Source organism: Nicoliella sp. ESL1149, assembly GCF_058107265.1.
Genome location: NZ_JBYLUE010000002.1, coordinates 896728 through 921723 on the forward strand (window position 1 = coordinate 896728; position 24996 = coordinate 921723).

Annotated in this window: 18 protein-coding genes, 3 tRNA genes and 3 rRNA genes; 18 read left to right on the forward strand and 6 right to left on the reverse strand. The window is 36.6% G+C overall.

What is annotated here, in order from left to right; translation table 11 throughout:
• Positions 1-35 precede the first annotated feature (35 nt).
• Positions 36-1211 carry a class I SAM-dependent methyltransferase gene (locus AC3B6G_RS04305; protein ID WP_489849189.1) on the reverse strand — a complete coding sequence of 392 codons (1176 nt, stop codon included), beginning with the start codon at positions 1209-1211 and terminating at the stop codon, positions 36-38.
• Positions 1212-1327: 116 nt separating this feature from the next.
• Between AC3B6G_RS04305 and AC3B6G_RS04310 the strand changes: the two genes are divergently transcribed.
• The 3 genes from AC3B6G_RS04310 to AC3B6G_RS04320 all read left to right on the forward strand — a co-directional run bounded on the left by AC3B6G_RS04310 (position 1328) and on the right by AC3B6G_RS04320 (position 3890).
• Positions 1328-2011, forward strand: coding sequence for a tetratricopeptide repeat protein (locus tag AC3B6G_RS04310; protein ID WP_489849190.1), 684 nt, complete (start codon positions 1328-1330; stop codon positions 2009-2011).
• Positions 2012-2022: 11 nt separating this feature from the next.
• Positions 2023-3123: an AI-2E family transporter gene (locus AC3B6G_RS04315; protein WP_489849191.1), complete on the forward strand. Its 1101-nt coding sequence runs from the start codon at positions 2023-2025 to the stop codon at positions 3121-3123.
• A gap of 74 nt (positions 3124-3197) precedes the next feature.
• Positions 3198-3890 (forward strand): 2,3-diphosphoglycerate-dependent phosphoglycerate mutase, encoded by a 693-nt coding sequence (locus AC3B6G_RS04320; protein ID WP_489849192.1) that lies wholly within the window; start codon positions 3198-3200, stop codon positions 3888-3890.
• Between the two features lie 89 nt (positions 3891-3979).
• On the opposite strand, the gene AC3B6G_RS04325 is transcribed toward AC3B6G_RS04320, so the two are convergent.
• From AC3B6G_RS04325 to AC3B6G_RS04340, 4 genes are all read right to left on the reverse strand, one after another.
• Positions 3980-4873, reverse strand: a complete 894-nt coding sequence (locus tag AC3B6G_RS04325; RefSeq protein ID WP_489849193.1) for a polysaccharide deacetylase family protein — start codon at positions 4871-4873, stop codon at positions 3980-3982.
• Entirely contained in the window at positions 4860-5159 is a 300-nt protein-coding gene (locus AC3B6G_RS04330) for a hypothetical protein (RefSeq protein WP_489849194.1), read from the reverse strand. Before AC3B6G_RS04330 ends, AC3B6G_RS04325 begins: the two co-directional genes overlap by 14 nt.
• Positions 5159-6379, reverse strand: coding sequence for a glycosyltransferase (locus AC3B6G_RS04335; protein WP_489849195.1), 1221 nt, complete (start codon positions 6377-6379; stop codon positions 5159-5161). Before AC3B6G_RS04335 ends, AC3B6G_RS04330 begins: the two co-directional genes overlap by 1 nt.
• Positions 6380-6489: 110 nt before the next feature.
• Positions 6490-6951: a MerR family transcriptional regulator gene (locus AC3B6G_RS04340; protein ID WP_489849196.1), complete on the reverse strand. Its 462-nt coding sequence runs from the start codon at positions 6949-6951 to the stop codon at positions 6490-6492.
• Positions 6952-7103: 152 nt separating this feature from the next.
• Here AC3B6G_RS04340 and AC3B6G_RS04345 point away from each other — a divergent pair, with 152 nt between their 5' ends.
• From AC3B6G_RS04345 to AC3B6G_RS04385, 9 genes are all read left to right on the forward strand, one after another.
• Positions 7104-8573: an MDR family MFS transporter gene (locus AC3B6G_RS04345; protein WP_489849197.1), complete on the forward strand. Its 1470-nt coding sequence runs from the start codon at positions 7104-7106 to the stop codon at positions 8571-8573.
• The gene (locus AC3B6G_RS04350; RefSeq protein WP_489849198.1) at positions 8573-9337 is read left to right on the forward strand and encodes a DUF4811 domain-containing protein; all 765 of its coding nucleotides are present in this window, start codon (positions 8573-8575) and stop codon (positions 9335-9337) included. The genes AC3B6G_RS04345 and AC3B6G_RS04350 overlap by 1 nt, the downstream gene beginning before the upstream one ends.
• 276 nt (positions 9338-9613) lie before the next feature.
• The gene (gene tyrS / locus AC3B6G_RS04355; protein WP_489849199.1) at positions 9614-10870 is read left to right on the forward strand and encodes a tyrosine--tRNA ligase; all 1257 of its coding nucleotides are present in this window, start codon (positions 9614-9616) and stop codon (positions 10868-10870) included.
• Positions 10871-11222: 352 nt separating this feature from the next.
• Positions 11223-12799, forward strand: a 16S ribosomal RNA gene (locus AC3B6G_RS04360).
• A gap of 88 nt (positions 12800-12887) precedes the next feature.
• Positions 12888-12961 (forward strand) — tRNA-Ile (locus AC3B6G_RS04365).
• A 32-nt stretch (positions 12962-12993) separates the two neighbouring features.
• A tRNA-Ala gene (locus tag AC3B6G_RS04370) sits at positions 12994-13066 on the forward strand.
• Between the two features lie 177 nt (positions 13067-13243).
• Positions 13244-16159 (forward strand): 23S ribosomal RNA (locus AC3B6G_RS04375).
• Between the two features lie 71 nt (positions 16160-16230).
• Positions 16231-16347 (forward strand): 5S ribosomal RNA (gene rrf, locus AC3B6G_RS04380).
• The 16S, 23S and 5S rRNA genes sit together here with 3 tRNA genes alongside, the layout of an rRNA operon.
• Positions 16348-16397: 50 nt before the next feature.
• Positions 16398-16470 (forward strand) — tRNA-Thr (locus AC3B6G_RS04385).
• A gap of 40 nt (positions 16471-16510) precedes the next feature.
• Here AC3B6G_RS04385 and helD read toward each other — a convergent pair.
• Complete coding sequence (gene helD, locus AC3B6G_RS04390; RefSeq protein ID WP_489849200.1) at positions 16511-18826, reverse strand: RNA polymerase recycling motor HelD; 2316 nt, start codon at positions 18824-18826, stop codon at positions 16511-16513.
• Between the two features lie 316 nt (positions 18827-19142).
• Here helD and trpS point away from each other — a divergent pair, with 316 nt between their 5' ends.
• From trpS to AC3B6G_RS04420, 6 genes are read left to right on the forward strand one after another with little or no spacing between them, the layout of a single operon-like run.
• Positions 19143-20165: a tryptophan--tRNA ligase gene (trpS, locus tag AC3B6G_RS04395; RefSeq protein WP_489849201.1), complete on the forward strand. Its 1023-nt coding sequence runs from the start codon at positions 19143-19145 to the stop codon at positions 20163-20165.
• A gap of 21 nt (positions 20166-20186) precedes the next feature.
• On the forward strand, positions 20187-21137 hold the full coding sequence (locus AC3B6G_RS04400; RefSeq protein ID WP_489849202.1) for a Ppx/GppA phosphatase family protein: 951 nt from the start codon (positions 20187-20189) through the stop codon (positions 21135-21137).
• 41 nt (positions 21138-21178) lie between these two features.
• Complete coding sequence (locus tag AC3B6G_RS04405; protein WP_489849203.1) at positions 21179-22429, forward strand: hydroxymethylglutaryl-CoA reductase, degradative; 1251 nt, start codon at positions 21179-21181, stop codon at positions 22427-22429.
• A gap of 9 nt (positions 22430-22438) precedes the next feature.
• Positions 22439-23395, forward strand: a complete 957-nt coding sequence (locus AC3B6G_RS04410; protein WP_489849204.1) for an IpaB/EvcA family protein — start codon at positions 22439-22441, stop codon at positions 23393-23395.
• Between the two features lie 12 nt (positions 23396-23407).
• Positions 23408-24115, forward strand: a complete 708-nt coding sequence (locus tag AC3B6G_RS04415; protein WP_489849205.1) for an NAD-dependent protein deacylase — start codon at positions 23408-23410, stop codon at positions 24113-24115.
• A gap of 1 nt (position 24116) precedes the next feature.
• Positions 24117-24959: a DUF72 domain-containing protein gene (locus tag AC3B6G_RS04420; RefSeq protein WP_489849206.1), complete on the forward strand. Its 843-nt coding sequence runs from the start codon at positions 24117-24119 to the stop codon at positions 24957-24959.
• The last annotated feature ends 37 nt before the right edge of the window (positions 24960-24996 follow it).

Consider the following 24996-nt stretch of genomic DNA (forward strand, 5'->3'; position numbering starts at 1 on the left):
ATCCTAAACGATTTTTATTTACTTAAATTTTTAATTTATTTGTACATATAATCACGGGTCATTGGTAAGTTATGTCCAGAAGCACCCTTTGTGATTAAGAATTGCATTACGTCGATATTTCCACTTTCAAATGAAGCAGCACAAGATTGAAGATATAAATCCCACATTCTGATGAAACGATCATCAAATTGCTTTTTAACTTGGTCTAATTGTTGTTTAAAATTAATGTCCCAAGTTTCCAATGTCTTTTGATAATGACGACGGAGAGATTCAATATCATAGATTTGCATGCCGTTTTCTACAATATGGTTAATGTTTTCAGTTAAACCGGGAACATAGCCACCTGGGAAGATGTATTTGTTGATCCAACCATTGTAAGCACCACCCTGTTGACGGGTGATTCCATGAATTAAGGCAATTCCATTTGGTTTAAGGTATTTATTAACATATTCGAAATATTCACCTAAGTTTTCTTTTCCAACGTGTTCGAACATTCCAACAGAAGTTACATAGTCAAATGTTTCATCATGATAGTCACGATAATCACGAAGGTAAACAGTTGCAACACCTTCCAAGCCCAGCTCATGAATTCTTTTTTGAACATATTCATATTGTTCCTTACTGAGCGTGATTCCAGCAACTTTAAGATTGTATTCCTTTGCAGCAGTGAGCATAAGAGTTCCCCAACCACAACCAATATCTAATAAGGTTTTACCTGGCTTAGGATCTAATTTCTTGATGATGTGGTGAACCTTATTCATTTGGGCAGTGTATAAATCATCATCAGGGTGTTCAAAGTAAGCACAAGAATATGTCATACTCTTGTCTAACCATAAGCGATAAAAATTGTTTCCAATGTCGTAATGGCTTTGAACATCTTTAGCATTTTGTGATTCACTGTGTTTCTTTTGCTTTGGTAAGAATTTAATGAACTTACTATTTCGCATGAAACTACCGGCGTTTTCATAGGCAGAAGCAATTAAATCTTCAAGGCTCCCTTGAACTTGAATGTCTCCATCCATGTAAGCTTCACCTAAGGCAATCGAAGCGTTTTTAGTGATTTGTCTAAATGGGATTACCTTTTTAAAAGTAATTTTAGCTTGGGGAGTCCCATCTCCATAAACTTCACTTTTACCATCCCAGTAAGTTACCTTCACTGGAATACTAAAACTACGCTTTAAGAATTGTCGATATAATGTTTTTTCAAGCATTGTTTCAAATTCCTTTCCTGAATAAAAATCTAGTTACCATTATACGCTTTTTATCACTAATTTTCTAAGTAGAAGATGTTATAATATGAATATATGAAAATAACGGAGGTTTCACTATGAAAAAATGGATTCAGATAATTGTTTGTGGAGTGGTATTAATTGGTGGCGGAGCAATAATGACCGTTTCTGGTAATAATAATACGCACCATTTTACAAAAGCGATGAATTCAGGGGAACAGGCTCTTGATAAGGGACAGTACGATAATGCAGTAGTGAGCTTTGAACAAGCAACTAATTATCGGCCAAGTAATGGTAGTTCCAAATCCTTATTGAAACAAACCCAAGCTATCGTGGCAGCTGATAATTTTTATCAGGACAAACAATTTATTCCGGCAATGCAACAATATCAAAAAGCTTTGGATATTGCTGCTAATAAACGATTAACCAGGATTGCTAAGCAGGGAGTTAAAATTAATCAAGCTTTAGTTAATAATTATCGTCAATTTGTTTGGAATTATAATTTAGCCCTACATTTGAATCAACAGGGTGATTTTAAACAATCGAATGATTTGTTAAATCGGAAGTTACTAACTGCGGTTTCAATTAACGAAACTCAATATCAAAAAATCATGAACGTTGCAAAGACATTGCAAAAAGCAAATGCCAATAAAAAGACAACTGATGCTCCTGTTCAAACGATTGCCAAAGTAATAACAAATCTCCCAGCAATTACTGAAGGAAACATTAGTCCAACTAGTACCCTAAATGAAAATATGAAAGATAATAATTCGAAAGCATAGTGAGGGATAAAATGAAACTTTGGAATCAATTTATTAACAATGTAAAATTACGTCGAGTAGTAGTTCTTTTGGTCTTGATTGCAGTTTTATATGCTTTTCGTGGGATGATGACAACGATTTTATTGACGTTTATTATAACGTTATTAGTTACTAAGTTAGTGCATTTTATCCAAAGATATGTCAAAATTCCGTCTTCAATTTTAGTGATCATAATTTACGTATTAGTAATTGGTGGTTTTGCAATTACTCTTACGAACTACATTCCTAAGATTACGAATGGGTTAATAAGTATTTATAAATCTGTAATTACCTTTTATGATAAGATTAACAGTCCAAGCAGTAATTTTCCTAATGATTTAGGATTACCTAGTCAAGCTCAAGAGTGGTTAAAAGTAGCAATTCATAAAACGAACTTCTTAAATAGTTTGAAAGAAGCATTAAATACTTCATTAGATTACTTGAGTGAAGTTGGTTCAACCAGTGTTTCCATCTTTATGTCACTGATTCTTAGTTTCTTCTTCACAATTGAAGAAAAGCATATGAATAAATTCTCTAAGAAATTTTTGAACAGTAGTGTTGGATGGTTTTTCCAAGATATTTATCACTTTGGACAAACTTTCGTTAAAACTTTCGGAGTTGTTTTGGAAGCTCAAGTTTTAATCGCAATTTGTAATACAGTTATGACAACAATCGTAATGGCGTTTATGGGGTTACCACAATTATTTGTTTTAGCGATTATGGTATTTATATTGAGTTTGATTCCAGTTGCAGGTGTGATTATTTCATTTATTCCACTGTCATTAGTTAGTTTTTCTGTTGGTGGAATTAAAGACGTTGTATACATGATAATTACGATTTTAATAGTTCACGCAATTGAAGCGTATGTTTTAAATCCTAAATTTATGTCTTCTAGAACTCAATTACCAATCTTTTATACCTTTGTGGTATTACTAGTTGGTGAAGGCTTGTTTGGGGGATGGGGATTAATCGTTTCTGTTCCAATTTTTACCTTCCTATTAGATTTATTAGGGGTTCAAAGCGTTGGGACATCAAATAGTAAAAATCGAATTAGTTGGTTCACTAAAATAAAAAATTGGGTAAAAGCACGTTAAAGGATGCAAAAAATTGTTAAATGGTGTATCATAACCATGATATATTTATTAACTAAAGAAAGAGGTTTGGAACTATGGCAAAACTTGTATTGATTCGTCACGGACAAAGTCAATGGAACTTATCTAACCAATTTACTGGTTGGGTTGATGTTGATTTGAGTGATAAGGGAGTAGAAGAAGCAAAGAATGCTGGTAAGCTTCTTAAGGAACATGGCTTGGAATTCGATTATGCTTTTACTTCTGTTTTGACTCGTGCAATTAAGACATTACACTATGCTTTAGAAGAATCTGACCAATTATGGGTTCCTGAAACTAAGACTTGGCGTTTAAATGAACGTCATTATGGTAAGTTACAAGGATTAAACAAGAAAGATACTGCTGAACAATATGGAGAAGAACAAGTTCATATTTGGCGTCGTTCATATGATACTTTACCTCCATTATTGCCAGATGATTCAAAATACTCTGCTAAAAAGGATCGTCGTTATGCTAACTTAGATCCTAACTTAATTCCTGATGGTGAAAATCTTAAGGTTACTCTTGAAAGAGTTATGCCTCTTTGGGAAGATCAAATTGCTCCTAAGTTATTAGATGGCAAGAACATTATTATCGCTGCTCATGGTAATTCTTTACGTGCTTTAAGTAAGTATATTGAAAGAATTAGTGATGACGATATTATGGATCTTGAAATGAAGACTGGGGAACCAGTTATTTATGATTTCGATGAAAAGTTACATGTAACTAACAAAACTAAATTAGACAAATAATATCTAAATTATTTAAGCATTGCCTAAAAGGCAATGCTTTTTTTATAAAAAAATAGTCCTAATGATTAAATTAGGACTATTATCTTTATTTATTGACGAATCCATTTAGCAATACTTGGCCAACTGTTATGGTTAACAATTACCCGTGGGGTTGAATTTAGATTCGTATGTTGTTCTACAAGACCATCATTTAAACTAGCAATCCATTCAAGATGTTGTTTGAATAAGAATTGGTTAGTATGTTGGTTCCCACCACCATAAGGATAGGCAAATGATTCACCTCTTGTGCCAACTTCTTTTTGAAGGACTTTCCGACTAGTGTAAAAATCACGTTTGAAACGTGGAAATTGGTTTGGTAAATCAAAGATTGGTTCTAATTTTTTTGTTAAATAATGCATTTTATTAGTATGGAGACCAATGGTCATTAAACCATTAGCTTTTCGCTTAGCATTTTTAATTTGAGCCCATGTTGCAAATTTAGAACCACCACGATAGTAACCGGTGTTTCCAGTAACAATAAATGTGGTGTATGGGAAACGTTCTTGATTTAACTTTGGAAAAGCGTTTTCCATAATACTTCGGTCAACGTCATCAAAAGTAATAACAACATAGCGTCCATGAATCGGTTTATTAGCCTTTATCATTTCATACATTTGATGGCCACTGATTACTTTAATATGGTGTTTTTTAATATAATTCATTTGCTTGATAAAGAATTCACGATTGATTGCAAAATCATGGAGTTCAGTGTTATTAGAAAGTGCTTGTGATATCTTAACTCCTAAGCTATCATTCAACACTCGATGATAACAGAGGACTAAAATTCCGTTCTTAGTATGAACACTATCCTTATCTAACGCATAATTGGTACTATTTCCACGATCATATTGAATGTTCTTATGAACAGTAAAACTCATTGCTAATACAACTGCAGCCAAGAAAATCCAAACGATCCATCTTCTAGTTTTTTTATTCATTTTCATTTTTATGTCTCCTTAGATATATCATTCGGCATGTAGAATAAATGACCATGATAATCGCTAATAGAGCAATGTTGATCGCAATTACCTTGTAGGTATGATAATTTAAGTTGAACAATACATATAACGAGACCATCGAATCACTATAATAACCAAATGCGAATGCAACGTTAACTGTGATAACGGTTAATACTAATATCCATAATGCAGCAAATAAAATGACTTCACCACATCTTGTTAATGGACTTCGTTTTGTTCTAATTACAAAGTTATGATTTTTAAGTTCCATTAGTGACGCCCCCGGTCTGGACTACTCCAAGTTCCTACATGTTCAGGATCTAAGAAGAAAGAAATAATTGCGGTAATACAACTTACTAAGTTGATTAGCCAATAGTACATGACATAAGCAGGCACTAGCAATAAATCAATGACATTAATGAAAGCGGCCTTTCGAGAGGTCAAAAAACCAATTATAAATTGGACAACACTAATTATTAGCAAAATTAAAAGGATATTTCCATCTAATTGAATGTTACGAACGAATAATAAACTAAATAAATATGAAACCGTACTTAAAGCAGTTAAAATGGCCCATGTATTACTCGTAATTGTTTCTAATAATAGGAAACGTTTTGATAGTTTACCATGTAATAAAACATCCCAGTTTCCGGTTAAGACTTCTAAACCGCCACGTGCCCAACGTCTTCTTTGGACAATTAAGTTCTTAACGTGTTCAGGAACCAAAATCCAACATAAAATATCAGGATTATAAACAACTTGCCAATCATGACGATACATTCGCCATGTGATGTCAATGTCTTCAGTGATAACATTTGGATTCCAACCATGAACCTCTTTTAAAGCTTCTTTTCTAAATCCTACGATAACTCCAGAAACGGTTGTGATTCTTCCAGTTAAGAATGCTTGAGCACGTTTAATGATATCAATAACCCCAATGTACTCTAGTAATTGAAGACGTCCTAAAATTGTTGTTCTATTTCTAACGACTGGTTTTCCAGCTACCGCTCCAGCGTGTGGATTAGCTTCTAAAGTTTTGACGATGTTTATTAATGCGTCTGGGTCTAGGATTGAATCAGCATCAATTCCCATTAAGTAGTCTCCAGCAGCATTTTTAAGACCCATGTTCATCGCGTTAGCTTTTCCTTGGTTCACAGGAATTGGCACAATTGTTACATTGAATTTATTTTGATATTTTTTCTTTATTTGGTGCATTATTTCTAGTGTATCATCAGCACTTTTATCATCAATCAATACAACTTCGAAGTTATGATAGTTAAGCTTAGATATTGATTCAACAGCATTTTCTAGCGTATCATGCTCATTATGGGCAGGTACTAAAATTGAAACTAACGGTTGTTGTTCTAACGATTTTTTTGGACGGTCAAGTTTATGTTGATGTTCTTCAAATAAACAGCCAACGATCCAAATTACTGAAACGAAAATTGGATATCCAATCACGAAATCGTTTATCAGTTCTAAAAACCACATATAATATATCCTCCCTGATAATTACCTGAAACTAACTAATTATAACATTATAAAACAATGATAAAAAGATGGAAGCGTATTAATGCTCCCATCTTTAGTGTATTTGTTTATTAATCTTTAATGTTGATTTTAAAATCATTATTTTCATACTTTAAGTACGCATGTTTTCCTGGATAATTTTCAATTTCACCGAAATCAATTAATAATTTTTCTCCATCGTCCTTAAAAGTGATATTAGTAAATATTTTTTCAACAATGGACATTGTTAAGCCCTTATATTTTTTAAAGTTGTCTGCTTTTTTGACTGCAGTTTTCAAAGTGAATCCCTTGTTTAAATACGTATTTATTATTTGAGCGCGCATCAGGGTATCAGTAGTATATTTAAGACACTTGTCATTGTTGTTCTTTTCTATTGGTAAGTAACCACATTGATCCCAGTACCGAATTTTACTATACGGTAGGCCAATTATTTTTGCAATGTCACTGAGCCGAAATAATGATTCGTTTTCTTTCAATGTTTTTATCATTTTTGTAGCATTTTCTTTTAATTCATTATTATTAATATTACTCATTATTTTTATTATCCTCCCCTTGTATTGTTTTTTAAGTTGACTTTATTATACATTATTTGAAGTGGATGTAAAATAAGTTGACAAAAATATTTGCGAAGTGTAAGATAGAAAACATTGATTAATAAATTAAAATTAAGAAAGAAGGATGCCAAATGGCAACAAAACCAGTTGATGCAAAAGGACGTCCATATAATCGGATGTTACTTGTTATCTTTATGTTGATTGGGGTTTTCTGTACGGTGTTAAATCAAACGATTTTAGCAACCGCGTACCCTAAATTAATGTCTACATTTTCAATTAATACCTCAACTGTTCAATGGTTGACCAGTGGATTTTTAATGGTCAACGGAATTTTAATTCCATTGACGGCTTGGTTAACTAGTCGTTTTAATACTAAATGGTTGTACATTACAGCTATGGTTATTTTTGAAGCTGGAACTGTGATGGCTTATGTAGCTCCTAATTTTGGAACTTTATTAGCAGGTCGTTTAGTTCAAGCTGTTGGAGTTGGGGTTACAATGCCTTTACTTCAAACGATTATGTTATCAGCCTTTCCTGCTGAAAAGCGGGGAACTGCAATGGGATTATCAGGAATTGTTATTGGACTAGCTCCTGCAATTGGACCTACTTTATCTGGATGGATCATCGTTAATGCTACATGGCGTGATTTATTTGGAATGATCATTCCAATTGTTGCAGTAGTTATTATCGCTAGTTTTTGGACAATGAAACCAATTGTTCCTACTCATAAATCAACCCCTGATTGGTTAGCATTAGTACTTTCCACTGTTGGTTTCGGTAGTTTACTTTATGGGTTCTCTGAAGTAGGTAGTAAAGGATGGGGAAGTGCTGTTGTGTTAAGTACTTTAATCATTGGTGCTATCTTCATTGCTATTTTTGTATGGCGTGAATGGATTTCTGCAAATCCATTGTTAGATATTAAAGTCTTTAAATATAGTCAATTTACTATTGGGACTTTAGTAGCTGCATTTGCGATGATGTCATTAGTTGGTTTTGAAATGATTCTTCCATTATATTTACAAATTGTTCGTGGTTATAACGCTTTCCATTCTGGATTAACATTGTTAGCTGGTGCAATGATGATGGGGATTTTTAGCCCAATTACTGGTAAAATCTTTGACAAATATGGAGCACGTTACCTCGCTATTAGTGGTTTTATTCTTTTAGCGATTGGAACATTGCCATTTATTTTTATTACTAAAGACACACCTGTTGTGTATATTGTTACTTTGTATGCTATCCGATCTGTCGGAATTGCAATGTCGATGATGACCGTTACAACTTACAGTATGAATGGATTACCAAAGATTAAAATTGGACATGGAACTGCTGCTAATAATACTTTTAGACAAGTTGCTGCTTCAATTGCCACTGCGGTTATGACATCCGTTCTATCTAATATGACAAGTAATGCTAAGCCAGCTCATCATTTATTAACTGCTGATCCATTACAATATAAGGCTAAAATGATTGATGCTGTGTTAACTGGTTATCATGGGGCTTTTATTGTTGCAATTATTTTGGCAATTGGTGGTTTAGTTCTATCATTCTTCATTAAGAAGGGGAATGCAATTTATGATGAAGGAAAGGGGAATAAATAATGATTATCTGTCTTTTAATTTTAGTAGCCATTTTATTCTTCATTTCTTGGAATTATAATGTTGATAAAAAAGCTTTTCATGCCATTTTTTCTTGTATCACTACTATTTTATTAGTAGGAGGAATTTGGCTTTCCATCGCTAATTTCCATGATTACTATGGCATGCATCATTCAACTACCACAAGTACTACTAAAGTTTCATCATTGAGTCCAAAAATGAACATGGTTCTTTATCAAAAAGTTGGTACTTCTGGTAAAGATCAAGCTTTGGTTTACAAAAAGAGTAGTAAGAAGATTGTTGTAAAACCTGATACAGATGTTAAAAACAAAATTGTTCAAAGCAGTTCTGTTAAAACACCTAAATTAGTCACTAAAACAACTCGTTGGAAATATAATAATAGCTTTGATAAATTGATGTTTGGTTTAGCACAAAAACAATCAGTTTATCATCGAAATAATACTATCTATGTTCCTAAGAGTTGGTTGGTACTAACTCCTAAACAAGTAAAAGCATTGCCAACTATTATGAAGAAGATGAGTGCACAAGCACAAACTTCTCAAGCTCAACAACAAATGCAAGCAGCTGGAAAATCTTATGTACAACAAGCTGTGATGGCCGCAATGAAAAAGAATCCAAAGATGAGTGCTGATCAACAAGCAGCAATTGGTAAAAAAGCTGCTGCTGAATACAAAGCAAAGGCACAAAAACAAGCAATGCAAAAAATGATGCCAATGGTCCAAAAAGAATTGGCTAGAATTAAATAATATTGACAAAAAAGCAACTTTTGATTATGATATGTTTAATTGAGAGCTGTGAGATAGTTAAAATATCTGCTAGTCGCGAGAAAATCAGAAACTTAGCGGTTGATGCGAGCTAAGCGCATAAGTAGAGAAGTACACCTATTGAGCTAATTCGGTTCATTTCGTTATCAATGATTGAGCGATCATACTATATGATAACCCGGGTGGTACCGCGGAAACTATTTCGTCCCCTTCAGTTAATTCTGAGGGGGACTTTTTATTTTGATGGAGGTTGGAAAAATGGATATTATTGATGAATTAAAATGGCGGGATGCCATTAATGATCAAACGGATGCAAAGGGTCTAAAAGATACTGTTGATAATAAAAAGATTGGTTTATATGCGGGAATTGACCCAACGGGAGATAGCATGCATGTTGGACACTTAATTCCGTTCATGATTTTAAAAAGATTTCAATTAGCTGGTTATCATCCAGTTATTGTTGTTGGGGGAGCAACTGGATCAATTGGAGATCCAAGTGGTAAGAAATCTGAACGAAAGCTACAAACGATGGATCAGGTTCATCATAATGAAGAAGCATTAACCAAGCAACTAACTAAATTATTTGGTGAAGATGGGTCTTTTAAAATTGTTAACAATCGTGATTGGATGGGAAAATTAACATTATTAGACTTCTTGCGTGATTATGGGAAGTTATTTAATTTAAATACGATGTTAAATAAAGAAATTATTTCTAGTCGGTTAGAGGCAGGAATTTCTTTTACAGAGTTTACTTATCAAATTCTTCAATCCATTGATTTCTTACATTTATTTAAGAATGAAGATGTACAATTACAAATTGGTGGTTCTGATCAATGGGGAAATATCACTTCTGGAATCGATTTGATTCATCGAACTGAAGGTAATGATGCGAAAGCATTTGGATTGACGATTCCATTGATGTTGAAATCAGATGGGACTAAGTTTGGTAAAACAGCGGGTGGGGCAGTTTGGTTAGATCCAAAGAAGACAACCCCATATGAATTTTATCAATTTTGGTTTAATCAAGATGACCGGGATGTTATTAAGTACCTTAAATATTTCACTTTCTTAAGTGAAGATGAAATCGATGCTTTAGCAGAACAAGTAAAGAATGAGCCTTGGAAACGTGAAGCACAACGGCGATTAGCTGAAGAAGTCACCAAGTTCGTTCATGGAGAAGATGCTGTAAAAGAAGCTCAAAATATTACTAAAGCATTATTTTCTGGGGATGTTAAAAATCTTACTGCTGAAGAAATTGAACAAGGCTTTAAGAATATGCCAAGTATGGAAATATCCAGTGCCAAGAATAATATTGTTCAATGGTTAGTTGATGATACTAAAATTGAACCATCTCGTCGTCAAGCACGGGAAGATGTTCAAAATGGAGCAATCCATATTAATGGTGAAAAAATTCAAGACGTGGAAGCAGAAATAGATCCGAGTTCTTCTTTTGAAGGCAAGTTCGTAGTTGTTAGAAAGGGAAAGAAACGTTACTTCTTAGCCCGTGTTAAATAATGGATTGATTAAAAGGAAATTAGTTTTTATAATTAATTTCCTTTTTCTTTTAATTTTTTTGACAAAAATAAAAAGTAAGCGTATATTTATTAAATACATTTGAATATTAAATTGATTCAGCAATAAAGTTTTAATTTTTTGTTGACATAGTTATTTTAAAATGTTATTATTAAATAGTTGTCTTGAAAAGGATGACATCGTTTATAAAGTAGATCTTTGAAAACTGAATAAGATATGACAATAAATGTGTAAGGACATTTTACATTAGTAAAATGAATTAAAACATTTGCGAATGTCAATTCGTAAAAAAAGAAACAATATTTGAAGAGCTAAATTAAGCTATTCATATTTATAATATGAGAGTTTGATCCTGGCTCAGGATGAACGCTGGCGGCATGCCTAATACATGCAAGTCGAACGAGCTTCCGTTAATGATAGTTGGTGCTTGCATTAACTTGACTTAACATCGAAGCGAGTGGCGAACTGGTGAGTAACACGTAAGGAACTTGCCCTAGAGTAGGGGATACCACTTGGAAACAAGTGCTAATACCGTATAACAACGAAGACCACATGGTCTTCGTTTAAAAGGTGCGTTTGCATCGCTTTAGGATAGTCTTGCGGCGTATTAGCTAGTTGGTGAGGTAATGGCTCACCAAGGCAATGATACGTAGCCGACCTGAGAGGGTAATCGGCCACAATGGGACTGAGACACGGCCCATACTCCTACGGGAGGCAGCAGTAGGGAATCTTCCACAATGGACGAAAGTCTGATGGAGCAATGCCGCGTGAGTGAAGAAGGGTTTCGGCTCGTAAAACTCTGTTGTTAAAGAAGAACGAGGATGATAGGAAATGATCATTCCGTGACGGTATTTAACCAGAAAGTCACGGCTAACTACGTGCCAGCAGCCGCGGTAATACGTAGGTGGCAAGCGTTATCCGGATTTATTGGGCGTAAAGCGAGCGCAGGCGGTTCCTTAAGTCTGATGTGAAAGCCTTCGGCTTAACTGAAGAAGTGCATCGGAAACTGGGGAACTTGAGTGCAGAAGAGGATAGTGGAACTCCATGTGTAGCGGTGAAATGCGTAGATATATGGAAGAACACCAGTGGCGAAGGCGGCTGTCTGGTCTGCAACTGACGCTGAGGCTCGAAAGCATGGGTAGCAAACAGGATTAGATACCCTGATAGTCCATGCCGTAAACGATGGATACTAGGTGTTAGAGGGTTTCCGCCCTTTAGTGCCGCAGCTAACGCATTAAGTATCCCGCCTGGGGAGTACGACCGCAAGGTTGAAACTCAAAGGAATTGACGGGGACCCGCACAAGCGGTGGAGCATGTGGTTTAATTCGATGCTACGCGAAGAACCTTACCAGGTCTTGACATCTTCTGCTAACCTAAGAAATTAGGCGTTCCCTTCGGGGACGGAATGACAGGTGGTGCATGGTTGTCGTCAGCTCGTGTCGTGAGATGTTGGGTTAAGTCCCGCAACGAGCGCAACCCCTGTTACTAGTTGCCAGCATTCAGTTGGGCACTCTAGTGAGACTGCCGGTGACAAACCGGAGGAAGGTGGGGATGACGTCAAATCATCATGCCCCTTATGACCTGGGCTACACACGTGCTACAATGGGCGATACAAAGAGTTGCGATACCGCGAGGTGGAGCTAATCTCCTAAAGTCGTTCTCAGTTCGGATTGCAGGCTGCAACTCGCCTGCATGAAGTTGGAATCGCTAGTAATCGTGAATCAGCAATGTCACGGTGAATACGTTCTCGGGTCTTGTACACACCGCCCGTCACACCATGAGAGTTAGTAATACCCAAAGCCGGTGCAACAACCTCTTTTGAGGAGTAAGCCGTCTAAGGTAGGACTGATGATTAGGGTGAAGTCGTAACAAGGTAGCCGTAGGAGAACCTGCGGCTGGATCACCTCCTTTCTAAGGAATAATACGGAACCTTACGCATGTCAATCTTATTCAGTTTTGAGAGGTCTACTTCTCAATGTTATGCTTAATTTCAACACTTGGGCCTGTAGCTCAGTTGGTGAGAGCGCACGCCTGATAAGCGTGAGGTCGATGGTTCGAGTCCATTCAGGCCCATTCCTGACACTTGTCGGGTGAACATAACATATGGGGAATTAGCTCAGCTGGGAGAGCACCTGCTTTGCAAGCAGGAGGTCAGCGGTTCGATCCCGCTATTCTCCATTGATACCGTTAGGTATCAAACTTGGTTCTTTGAAAACTAGATAATATTAATTTTTTCAAATTTGATTTTATATTTTATATAATTTCAACCGAGAACACCGCGTTATTTTGAGTTTTTTAATATAGTTCAATTCGTATTTACTCAATTAACCAAATCAACCACGTCGTGGTTAGATAGGTTAAGTTATTAAGAGCGCATGGTGGATGCCTTGGCACTAGAAGCCGATGAAGGACGGGACTAACACCGATATGCTTCGGGGAGCTGTACGTAAGCTTTGATCCGGAGATTTCCGAATGGGGAAACCCAATGATCTTAATCGATCATTATCAACTGACTAATACATACTCAGTTGAAGGTAGACGTGGGGAACTGAAACATCTCAGTACCCACAGGAAGAGAAAGAAATTTCGATTCCCTTAGTAGCGGCGAGCGAACGGGGAACAGCCCAAACCAATGAGCTTGCTCATTGGGGTTGTAGGACTGAACATTTGAGTTACCAAAGTATTCGATAGTCAAAAGATCTGGAAAGTTCTGCGAGACAAGGTGATAGCCCTGTAGACGAAATCGAATACCCTCAGTTCAGGATCCTGAGTACGGCGGAGCACGTGAAATTCCGTCGGAATCTGGGAGGACCATCTCCCAAGGCTAAATACTCTCTAGTGACCGATAGTGAACCAGTACCGTGAGGGAAAGGTGAAAAGCACCCCGGAAGGGGAGTGAAATAGTTCCTGAAACCATGTGCTTACAAGCAGTCAGAGTCCGTTAATGGATGATGGCGTGCCTCTTGCAGAATGAACCGGCGAGTTATGATTGCATGCCAGGTTAAGACGAAAAATCGGAGCCGTAGCGAAAGCGAGTCTGAAATGGGCGTTTTAGTATGTAATGATAGACCCGAAACCAGGTGATCTACCCTTGAGCAGGTTGAAAGTGTGGTAAAACACACCGGAGGACCGAACTCGTGTACGTTGAAAAGTGCTGGGATGACTTGAGGGTAGCGGTGAAATTCCAAACGAACTTGGAGATAGCTGGTTCTCTCCGAAATAGCTTTAGGGCTAGCCTTGGAGTAAAGAATCTTGACGGTAGAGCACTGTTTGGATAAAGGGTCCGTCTTGGATTACTGAGTTCAGATAAACTCCGAATGTCAATGATTTATATCCAGGAGTCAGACAATGAGTGATAAGATCCATTGTCGAAAGGGGAACAGCCCAGACCACCAATTAAGGTCCCTAAATATATGCTGAGTGGAAAAGGATGTGGAGTTGCATAAACAACTAGGATGTTGGCTCAGAAGCAGCCACCATTTAAAGAGTGCGTAATAGCTCACTAGTCGAGTGATTCTGCGCCGAAAATTTACCGGGGCTAAGCATATTACCGAGATTGTGGACGCAACTACGTTGCGTGATAGGAGAGCGTTCTAAGGGCGTTGAAGTCAGACCGTAAGGACTGGTGGAGCGCTTAGAAGTGAGAATGCCGGTATGAGTAGCGAAAGACCAGTGAGAATCTGGTCCACCACATGACTAAGGTTTCCTGGGGAAGGCTCGTCCTCCCAGGGTTAGTCGGGACCTAAGCCCAGGCTGAGAAGCGTAGGCGATGGATAACAGGTTGATATTCCTGTACTAGTTAATTATGTTCGAACGATGGAAGGACGCAGAAGGCTAAACGATGCATACTGTTGGATATGTATGTTCAAGCAACAAGTCAGGTGATGAGTCAAATGCTTATCACCGGGTTGACAAGTTGTTACGAGGACCGAAATTTAGTAGGGAAGTCGTCGATGTCACGCTGCCGAGAAAAGTTTCTAGTTAGTAATTAACTACCCGTACCGCAAACCGACACAGGTAGTCGAGGAGAGTATCCTAAGGTGAGCGAGTGAACTCTCGTTAAGGAACTCGGCAAATTGACCCCGTAACTTCGGAAGAAGGGGTGCTGCACTAACGTGCAGCCGCAGTGAAGAAGCTCAGGCGACTGTTTATCAAAAACACAGGTTTCTGCAAAATCGTAAGATGAAGTATAGGGGCTGACGCCTGCCCGGTGCTGGAAGGTTAAGTGAAAGAGTTAGCTTCGGCGAAGCTCAGAAACGAAGCCCCAGTAAACGGCGGCCGTAACTATAACGGTCCTAAGGTAGCGAAATTCCTTGTCGGGTAAGTTCCGACCCGCACGAAAGGCGTAACGATCTGAGCACTGTCTCAACGAGAGACTCGGTGAAATTGAGATACCTGTGAAGAAGCAGGTTACCCGCGACAGGACGGAAAGACCCCATGGAGCTTTACTGTAATTTGATATTGGGTGTTGACATGACTTGTACAGGATAGGTAGGAGCCGTAGATATCGGGACGCTAGTCTCGATGGAGGCGTTGTTGGGATACTACCCTCGTTGTGTGAACACTCTAACCTTCACCACTAAGCGTGGTGAGAGACAGTGTCTGATTGGCAGTTTGACTGGGGCGGTCGCCTCCTAAACAGTAACGGAGGCGCCCAAAGGTTCCCTCAGAATGGTTGGAAATCATTCGCTGAGTGTAAAGGCACAAGGGAGCTTGACTGCGAGACTGACTAGTCGAGCAGGGACGAAAGTCGGGCTTAGTGATCCGGTGGTACCGTATGGAAGGGCCATCGCTCAACGGATAAAAGCTACCCTGGGGATAACAGGCTTATCTCCCCCAAGAGTTCACATCGACGGGGAGGTTTGGCACCTCGATGTCGGCTCATCGCATCCTGGGGCTGTAGTTGGTCCCAAGGGTTGGGCTGTTCGCCCATTAAAGCGGTACGCGAGCTGGGTTCAGAACGTCGTGAGACAGTTCGGTCCCTATCCGTCGCGGGCGTAGGAAATTTGAGAGGAGCTGCCCTTAGTACGAGAGGACCGGGGTGGACATACCGCTGGTGTATCAGTTGTGCCGCCAGGCGCATCGCTGAGTAGCTATGTATGGATTGGATAAACGCTGAAAGCATCTAAGTGTGAAGCCAACCTCGAGATGAGATTTCCCATTTCCTTGTGAAAGTAAGACCCCTGAGAGATGATCAGGTTGATAGGATGGAAGTGGCAGCATAGTGATATGTGAAGCGGACCATTACTAATCGGTCGAGGACTTAACCAAGTAAGGTGTTCTCACCAGAAAGAATTAATATTAGCTAGTTTTGAGAGAACGAAGTTCTCATCATACAATTGTGTGGTGGCGATAGCCGGAAGGATACACCTGTTCCCATGCCGAACACAGAAGTTAAGCTTCCGCACGCCAAGAGTAGTTAGGGGATCGCCCCTCGCGAGGGTAGGACGTTGCCACGCAATATTAAATAGAGCTTCCATTAATTTGGAAGCTTTTTTTATACTCAAATGCCGTTTTAGCTCAGTAGGTAGAGCGTTTCCATGGTAAGGAAGAGGTCCCGGGTTCAAATCCCGGAAACGGCTTTTTAAGCATAAAAAAACTACGAATTGATTTCGTAGTTTTTTATTTTATTTGATAATTTAATTTTACTAGTTTATTAGGAATACTATTTTTGGTTATTAATGAACTAGGTTCTTTAATACTAGTTAAAACAAGATTATGCATTGCTCTAGTAGCAATTGTATATAAAGTCCCAATTAAATTAGCACTACGATAATTTTCTTTAGATACGTTCCAAGCAATAACTGAATCAAATTCAAGACCTTTGGCTAAGTATATAGGTAAAATAATGATTCCTGAGGGAATTGATAGGTTTTTGTCAGACATTAATGTAAATTTATTCGATTTATTTTTAAGATGAGTAGCTATTAAATGAGCTTCTTCATTATTTTTAGTGATAATAGCAACAGTTCGATTTTTCTTTAATTCACGTTCAGCATTTTGAACAATTGGTGATATTATTTGCTTTATATTATCTCTAATTATAAGTAGAGGTTTCTCGCCTTGACGATTAAAAGCCTCAATTTGATCTCCATCTGGTAATAGTGATTTTGCAAAAGTAGTGATTTGATAAGTGGAACGATAAGAACGTTTTAGTGTAATTAACCGTGCATGTTTACTTTGAATTGCTGAATTTAATTCTTTTAATAGTGCTTGAGGAGCCTTAACTCTCTTGAATAAAGCTTGTTCACTATCACCAATTAGATTGAATTTTGCAACAGGAAAAGCATGTTTTAAATAAATTAATTCTGCAATTGAATAATCCTGCATTTCATCAATGAATAAGTATTTCATCATTCGATTAGTTCCACCACCAATTACCAATTCTCTCATGTATAGTAATGGAGCAGCATCATCTAATGGCAATTGGTGTCTTTCAATTGCATTATTAAATGTATTGATACTTTTTATACCAAATGAATTGTTTAGTTCATCAACAGTTTTTAAGAAACCATCATATTGAAGATAACTATCCCAAAATTGATTATTATATATTGCATCATATACTACTCTAAGCCTTTTTTTAGCAATTTGAAAAGCTAAGAAACGTCTTTCATCATCTTGTTCTTGAAATTCAGTTAGATGACGATTGTTCAATAATTTATTAATTTGTTCATTGCTTAAGAGATCGACTTCATCATCAGCCCAATCTTTTTGAGATTCAATGCGAATTCTTTTTTTTAGTTCTCTAATTAGACAATTCTTCGTTTTTAAAATTCGTTGCGCTACAGACATTGCAACTGGAAAGCTAGCATAAATATGTTGAATGTGTTTTGCCGAAAAAAATTCTCTACCATGGAAAAGAATCGGTTCAAAGCATAGTTCATTAGAACGAATTCTTTCAATGTAAAGTCTTAACTTCAACATGAATTTAGCACTACCCTTAAATTCTCTTAATTTCCTTTGGTCATCATTTAATTGTTCTGCATTTTCATACTGATCAAAAAGAGTTTGAACATCGAGTCCTTCAAAACGATGGGCAATGAATTCAGGCATTGTCACTTGTCTCATGTTACGTTCACCTAAACTAGGGAGCACATTAGAAATATAATTACTGAATAAGCGATTGGGAGAAAATAACACCATTTGGTCAGCTTGAAGAGATGAACGACTGTGGTAAAGTAAAAATGCGATTCTTTGAAGAATGGCAGATGTTTTACCAGAACCAGCAACCCCTTGAACAACTAACAAGTCACTTTTAGTATCTCTAATAATATCATTTTGTTCGTGTTGAATAGTGGAAACGATGTTTTGCATTTTTTCATCGTTTTGTGATCCCAAAACTTCCTGAAGCATTTCATCACCAACGGTTTCGTTTGTGTCGAACATATTTATAATTTTACCGTCGTTAATTTGAAATTGACGTTTACGCTTTAGAATTACTTTTTCTTTACCATGGGGAGTATCATATTCGACAGGTCCTAATGTTCCATTATAATAAACACTGGATATTGGAGCCCGCCAATCATATACCAAAAATTTTTGTTCTCTATTACTAAAAGAAGCAATTCCGATATACATCGTTTCGATTTTAGAATGACCTGGACGTTGAATATCAATCCGCCCAAAATAAGGTGATTTTTTCAAACGTCTTAACGTTTCTAAATGGCGTTTAATGATGGCTTCATTTTCCAAGTCTCGACTAACAACAGCTCTTTGCTGTTGTAATTCAGCCTTAGTTTCAATTCGATCATCAGCTTCAATATAGTTAACAGATGTGTTCATATTAAAGTTCTTTTGAACACGTTGGGTTTCAGCATGGGCTTTTTGATATTCATGCTTAGTTGTTTTAATTTGTTCTTTGATTTGTTTAACGATATCTGTAACATGTTGTTGTTCTTCAACTTGACTCTTGTTCAACTTAATTTCACTTCCCATTATTTTGCGGACATAATAAAGTATTAATCGGGAATTATTTTAGTGATTTTGCCTTTAAATGTCAATGAAAGACCTTTTGACATAAAATTGTAAATCATTTAAAATAATAATTGAATAGTTACGTTTTTAATTGAAGTAGTGGGACCATAAAAGAGAAAATCATCGATGCTGAAATTGATTTGTTTCACGAAATGGATAATGGGTCATTCCCTTATCATGATTAAGTGGCGATTTTTCGCAATATAGGTGGTACCACGTTTGAGGCGTCCTATTGGTTTTTCCAGTAGTGCGTTTTTTTTTCAGAAGGAGAAGAAAAATGGCAGAAAAAAAAGTAATTTTAACTGGTGATCGACCAACTGGTAAGTTACACATTGGTCATTACGTTGGCTCTTTACAAAATCGGGTCAAGTTACAAAACTCTGGAAAATACGATCAATACTTATTGATTGCTGATATGCAAGCATTAACTGATAATGCTCGTGATCCAGAAAAAATTCGACACAGTTTATTACAAGTTGCTTTGGATTATTTAGCAGTTGGAATCGATCCGAAGAAATCAACAATTTGTGTTCAATCTCAACTTCCAGCATTAAATGAATTAACAATGCATTATTTAAACATTGTTTCTGTTAATCGTTTAAATCGGAATCCGACCGTTAAAACTGAAATTAAACAAAAGAAGTTTGGTGAAAGTGTTCCAGCTGGATTTTTAATTTATCCAGTTAGTCAAGCTGCTGATATCACAGCTTTTAAGGCTGAAGTTGTTCCGGTTGGTGAAGATCAAGAACCAATGTTGGAACAGACTCGTGAAATTGTCAGAAGTTTTAATCGCATCTATGGTAAACAAATCTTGGTTGAACCAGAAGGGTATTTTCCTCCTAAAGGGATGGGAAGAATTCCTGGTTTAGATGGGAATGCGAAAATGAGTAAATCCTTAAATAACTGTATTTACTTAGCTGATGATGAGAAGACAATTCAAAAGAAAGTTATGTCCATGTACACCGATCCTGACCATATTCATGTGGAAGATCCTGGCAAAGTGGAAGGAAATACTGTCTTTACTTACTTAGACATCTTTGCGCCTGATAAAGATAAGGTTGCTGACCTAAAGGCTCAGTATCAACATGGTGGTCTTGGAGATGTTAAGATAAAACGCTATTTAAATGAGGTTCTACAAGATATTTTACGGCCAATTCGTGAACGTCGTGAAAAATTTGCTCAAGACCCAGCTGCTGTATATGATATCTTAAAGGCTGGAAGTCAAAAAGCTAATCAAGTTGCCAACCAAACGCTCGAAGAAGTTCGGGATGCAATTGGGATTAATTATTTTAAAAAATAATTAGCCGAAAGGATTCGTTGAATGGAAAACTTAGTGATCTTAGATATTGGATCTAATTCCGTTCGGATGGCGATTAACCAGATTTATAGTAATGGAACATATCAGGAAATTAAGCGTATGAAAAACGATAGTCGTCTTTCTGAAGGAATGGGGAAAGAAAAGTGCTTAACCGAAGTGGCAATTTCTAGAACAATTGAAGCGCTCCGTTCATTTCAAAAAATATATCAACAATATCCTAATGTTGATATTAGGACAATTGCGACTGCTGCAGTCCGTCAGGCAACGAATCAAAAAGAGTTCATCGATCGAGTTGAAAAAACCCTTCATTTGAAAATAGAAGTTTTGACTGGAAATCAGGAAGCTTACTATGATTACTTAGGGGTCGTTAATCAGGTCAATCTTAAACATTATCTGATTGTTGATGTTGGTGGGGCAAGTTTGGAATTAATTTCTGTTAAAAACCATTGGAAAAAGAGCCTTGTGAGTCTTCCAATTGGTGCAGTTAATATTTCCGAACGATTTCATTTAAATGATGAAATTACCGCTTATAATTATTTCCGTGCTAGTGAATATATCAAGCATTTGTTATTACGTGTGCACTGGTTGAGTTATATCCATCATTGCCCATTAATTTTATTAGGTGGAGCAACACGAGCATTGGCACGGATGAATCAACACTCTTATAATCGCTCAAAAAATCGTTCTTCGTTAGACCATTATTATTTAAATCGTTTCCAAGTAACTAATACTTTTGAACGCTTAATTCGACTTGATTTAAACCAACGTCGTAAAATTCAAGGGTTAGAAGTTGATCGTGCTGATATTATTACCGGCGGATTATTACCAATTATCGAAATAATGAACCATGTTAATTCACGAAAGGTGATTTTCTTTGATAGTGGTGTCCGAGAGGGTTTAATTAACGAATATATTAAAGAACACCTACATCAAAATCCGAAAAAACGGGATTGAATCTAATGGTTCAATTCCGTTTTCTTTACGCAGGAGGTATTATGGAACACTCATTAAAGGGTTTTTATCGTTTATCTTATCAGGAACGATTAACAGTAATTCAAAAAAATGCTCAATTATCCAATCAACAATTATCGATAATTGATCGAATGAAAAATTTAGATAATCAAAATTTAATTGAAAACTATTTAACTGATTATCAACTTCCTGAAGGAATTGCAGTTAATTTTAAAATTAATGGCAAAGCAAAAATGGTTCCAATGGTAACTGAGGAACCATCAGTAATTGCAGCGGCAAGTAACGGTGCTAAGAAGATGCAGTCGAATGGAATCACTGCAACCGTTTTGAATCGTCAATTAACGGGACAAATCATTATTAATTCACCTAAAGAAGAAGAAATTGAATGGATTCAAAACCATCAAATCAATTTGTTAAAAATTGCTAATCAATCTCATCCTAGTATTTTAAAATACGGTGGTGGAGCTCAAAAAATTGTTATTCGTAAGTTAGATTCACAAAATTATTCAATTGATATTTTCGTTGATGTTGGTGAAGCAATGGGGGCCAATGTCATGAATACAATGTTAGAAGCAATCGGACAGGAAATTGATTCATATTTTGATGGAACAACTTTAATGCAAATTTTATCGAATTATGCGATTGAAAGTTTAGTGAAGGCAACGACTAAAATCAGGGTGTCTGAATTAACGACACCGCAAATGAATGGTAAAATGGTAGCACAACGGATTGCTTTAGCTAGTAAAATTGCCCAGATCGATCCATATCGAGCAACCACCCATAATAAGGGAATCATGAACGGAATTGATGCGGTCGTGATTGCGATGGGGAATGATTGGCGTGCAATTGAAAGTGGCATTCACGCTTATGCTGCTCATGATGGACAATACCGGGGGTTAAGTCAATGGCGGTTAATTGATGACCAATTGGTAGGAGAAATTACTTTGCCGTTACCAGTAGGTTTCGTTGGTGGAGCTACTAAACTATTACCATTAGTTGAGATTAATAAACAGATCGCTGATGTCCATTCTGCAAGAGAATTGATGGAATTGATTGCTTCAGTTGGCTTAGCACAGAACTTGGCAGCATTAAGAGCTTTAGTGACCGAAGGAATTCAAAGAGGACATATGCAACTACAATTAAAATCATTAGCTCGTTCGAATGGAACGACTAATCAAGAATTACCTGCTGTTTTAAGAGAACTTCGGCAGATTAAAAATCCGCACAGTAAAGATGTTAAAATGATTTTAGAAAAAATTCGTAAGAAAGCATAGGTGATAAAAATGGAAGTAAAATTAAATTCACAAACACAAAGTTTGCTTAACGTTGTCAATCGCTTTTTCCCTGGTAAAGTAGAAGTCCAATTTATGGGCCAACTTCAAGCCGGATTCGTCCGCCATGATCAATCAACGATCATTCAAGATGGAAAGAACTTATATGTTCAAGTAGCTGATTTAAGTGCCCCTAATTACACTGCATCGCATGAACTACTACATTTGTTAATGACTTTACGCGGTTTTCCTCAAGTTTATTTCTCTTTGACAACTGGAGAACCTAAGTTAGATGAACAATTACAGATTATGGGAACGGAATTATTTGATATTGTTTGTCATTTTGTGGTAGTTGCTGAACAAAGAAAACATGATTTAATTACTCCAGACATTGAAAAAATGTATATGAATGGAATCAAACATACGATCAAACCTGAACCAAAAGACCTAGATGATGAAATGTCATTACGTTTGATGACTTTGATCGACGCCGAAATCTTTTATGGGGATCATTTTGATCAAGTTCGTTCAGAATTAGAAAAAGATTATCCTGTTTCAATGAAAGCGGCAGATAAGATTTTTAAGATTATTACCGAAAAGCCAACTGATTCTCCATTTGATTTGCGTCGGAATGTAATTAAGTTATTCCGTTCCTTTGATAAACAATTAGAAGACTGGAAACTACCACCATTGAATAATAATGATTTTACAACTTTAACGAGTGTCTTTTCTGAACGGCAACTAGGGCTTCAAGTAAGACAAGTTTTTGAAATTTTCCATTCTGATATGAAAGACAAAAAGACACAACGTCGAGCATACGTTGGCTTTAATCGAGCTGATCATCAAAATTCATTCATTATTCCTGCTCCAACTGGTAAGGATGACAGTCCTGCTTATTTTAAGGATATTTATGATGGAACAGTTAAGGATTTAATGAAACGGCTTAAGATGCCATTTGCCTTACGTTAGGAGTTGAGTCTGATGGATGAAGATGTTCAAAAAGAATTTGATAACGCTAAACACATTGTTTTTTTAACTGGAGCGGGAGTGTCTACCCCATCTGGGATTCCTGATTATCGTTCGAAGGGTGGTTTATACGCCCAAGATAATGGTGGAAAACCGGCAGAATACTATTTAAGTCATGCTTGTTTGACTCAAGAACCGGAAAAGTTGTATCAGTTTGTAAAACAAAATATGTTTTATCCGGATGCAAAGCCTAATGCAATTCACGAGAAACAAACTGAATTGACCCGTCAAAATCGCGCTAGTATCATTACTCAAAATGTTGATAATTTATATAATGTGGTCAATGCTGAACATTTGATTGAATTTCACGGCAATTTATATGATGTATATTGTGAAAAATGTGGGCATCATGTTGATTGGCACCAATATTTAAAATCAGATGTACATCATGATTGTGGTGGCCGTTTACGTCCCAATATCGTTTTATATGACGAAGGATTAAATGAACAAAAAGTTCAAACCAGTGTTGATTTGATGAGTAAAAGTGATTTGGTGGTTATTGTTGGGACTTCGATGCGGGTTTATCCATTTGCAGGATTGCTTCAATATAGAAATCCATCGGCACCTGTAATTGCAATCAATCAAGAAGAACTTCATTTGGGCATTCCAATGAAAATGATTCAAACCGATGCAGTGAAATTCTTTCAAGAATTAAGAGTCTAATATGATTACGATTGGTTTGACAACTTGGACAGAACATCCGGCGTTTATTAATAATGAAGACCGCGATGTTAAATTGAATGAATATGCAGCTTATTTACCGACCGTTGAAGTTGATAATCCTTTTTATGGGATTCCGCGAACTTCAACGATTATTAATTGGCAAAAACAGGTCCCCCAAAAATTTCAATTTGTATTAAAAGCTAATCAACAAATGACTCTTCATGACATCTATAAGGGGCCAATTAAAGACTTACTAATGCGTCAACAAGTATTTCAAAGATATTCGGCAATGCTGAGTCCTTTAATTGAAACTGATCAATTAAAAACAGTTTTATTACAATTTCCACCATATTTTCAATTCAATGCCGAACATTTAGATTACTTGGCCCGGATTAGAAAATGGTGGCCTAAAATTCCAGTTACAATCGAGTTTCGCCATAATAGTTGGTATCAGCATTGGGATGAGACCAAGCAATTACTAACTGATTTACACTATACTCATGCGATGGTTGATGAACCTCATAATCGTAATAATGGGGTGCCATTCGTTAATACCATCACAAATTCAAAATTAGCGTTGCTTCGTTTACATGGGCGAAACAAAGCTGGCTGGTTCAATCAAGATAAAGATTGGCGTAAGAAACGCACTTTGTACTGTTATAGCGAAAAAGAAATTGCTAATTTAGCTGAATTAGTTAAACGAATTGAAAGTCATGTCCAAGAAGTTTGTGTTATTTTCAATAATAATTCAGGACGTGATGCAGCTCCAAATGCGTTGCGTTTACGTGATGATCTTCATTTAAGTTTTAATGATTTAGCTCCACATCAAATTGATTTATTTTAATTGTGATATAATGAAAACAATTAATAATGATACGAAA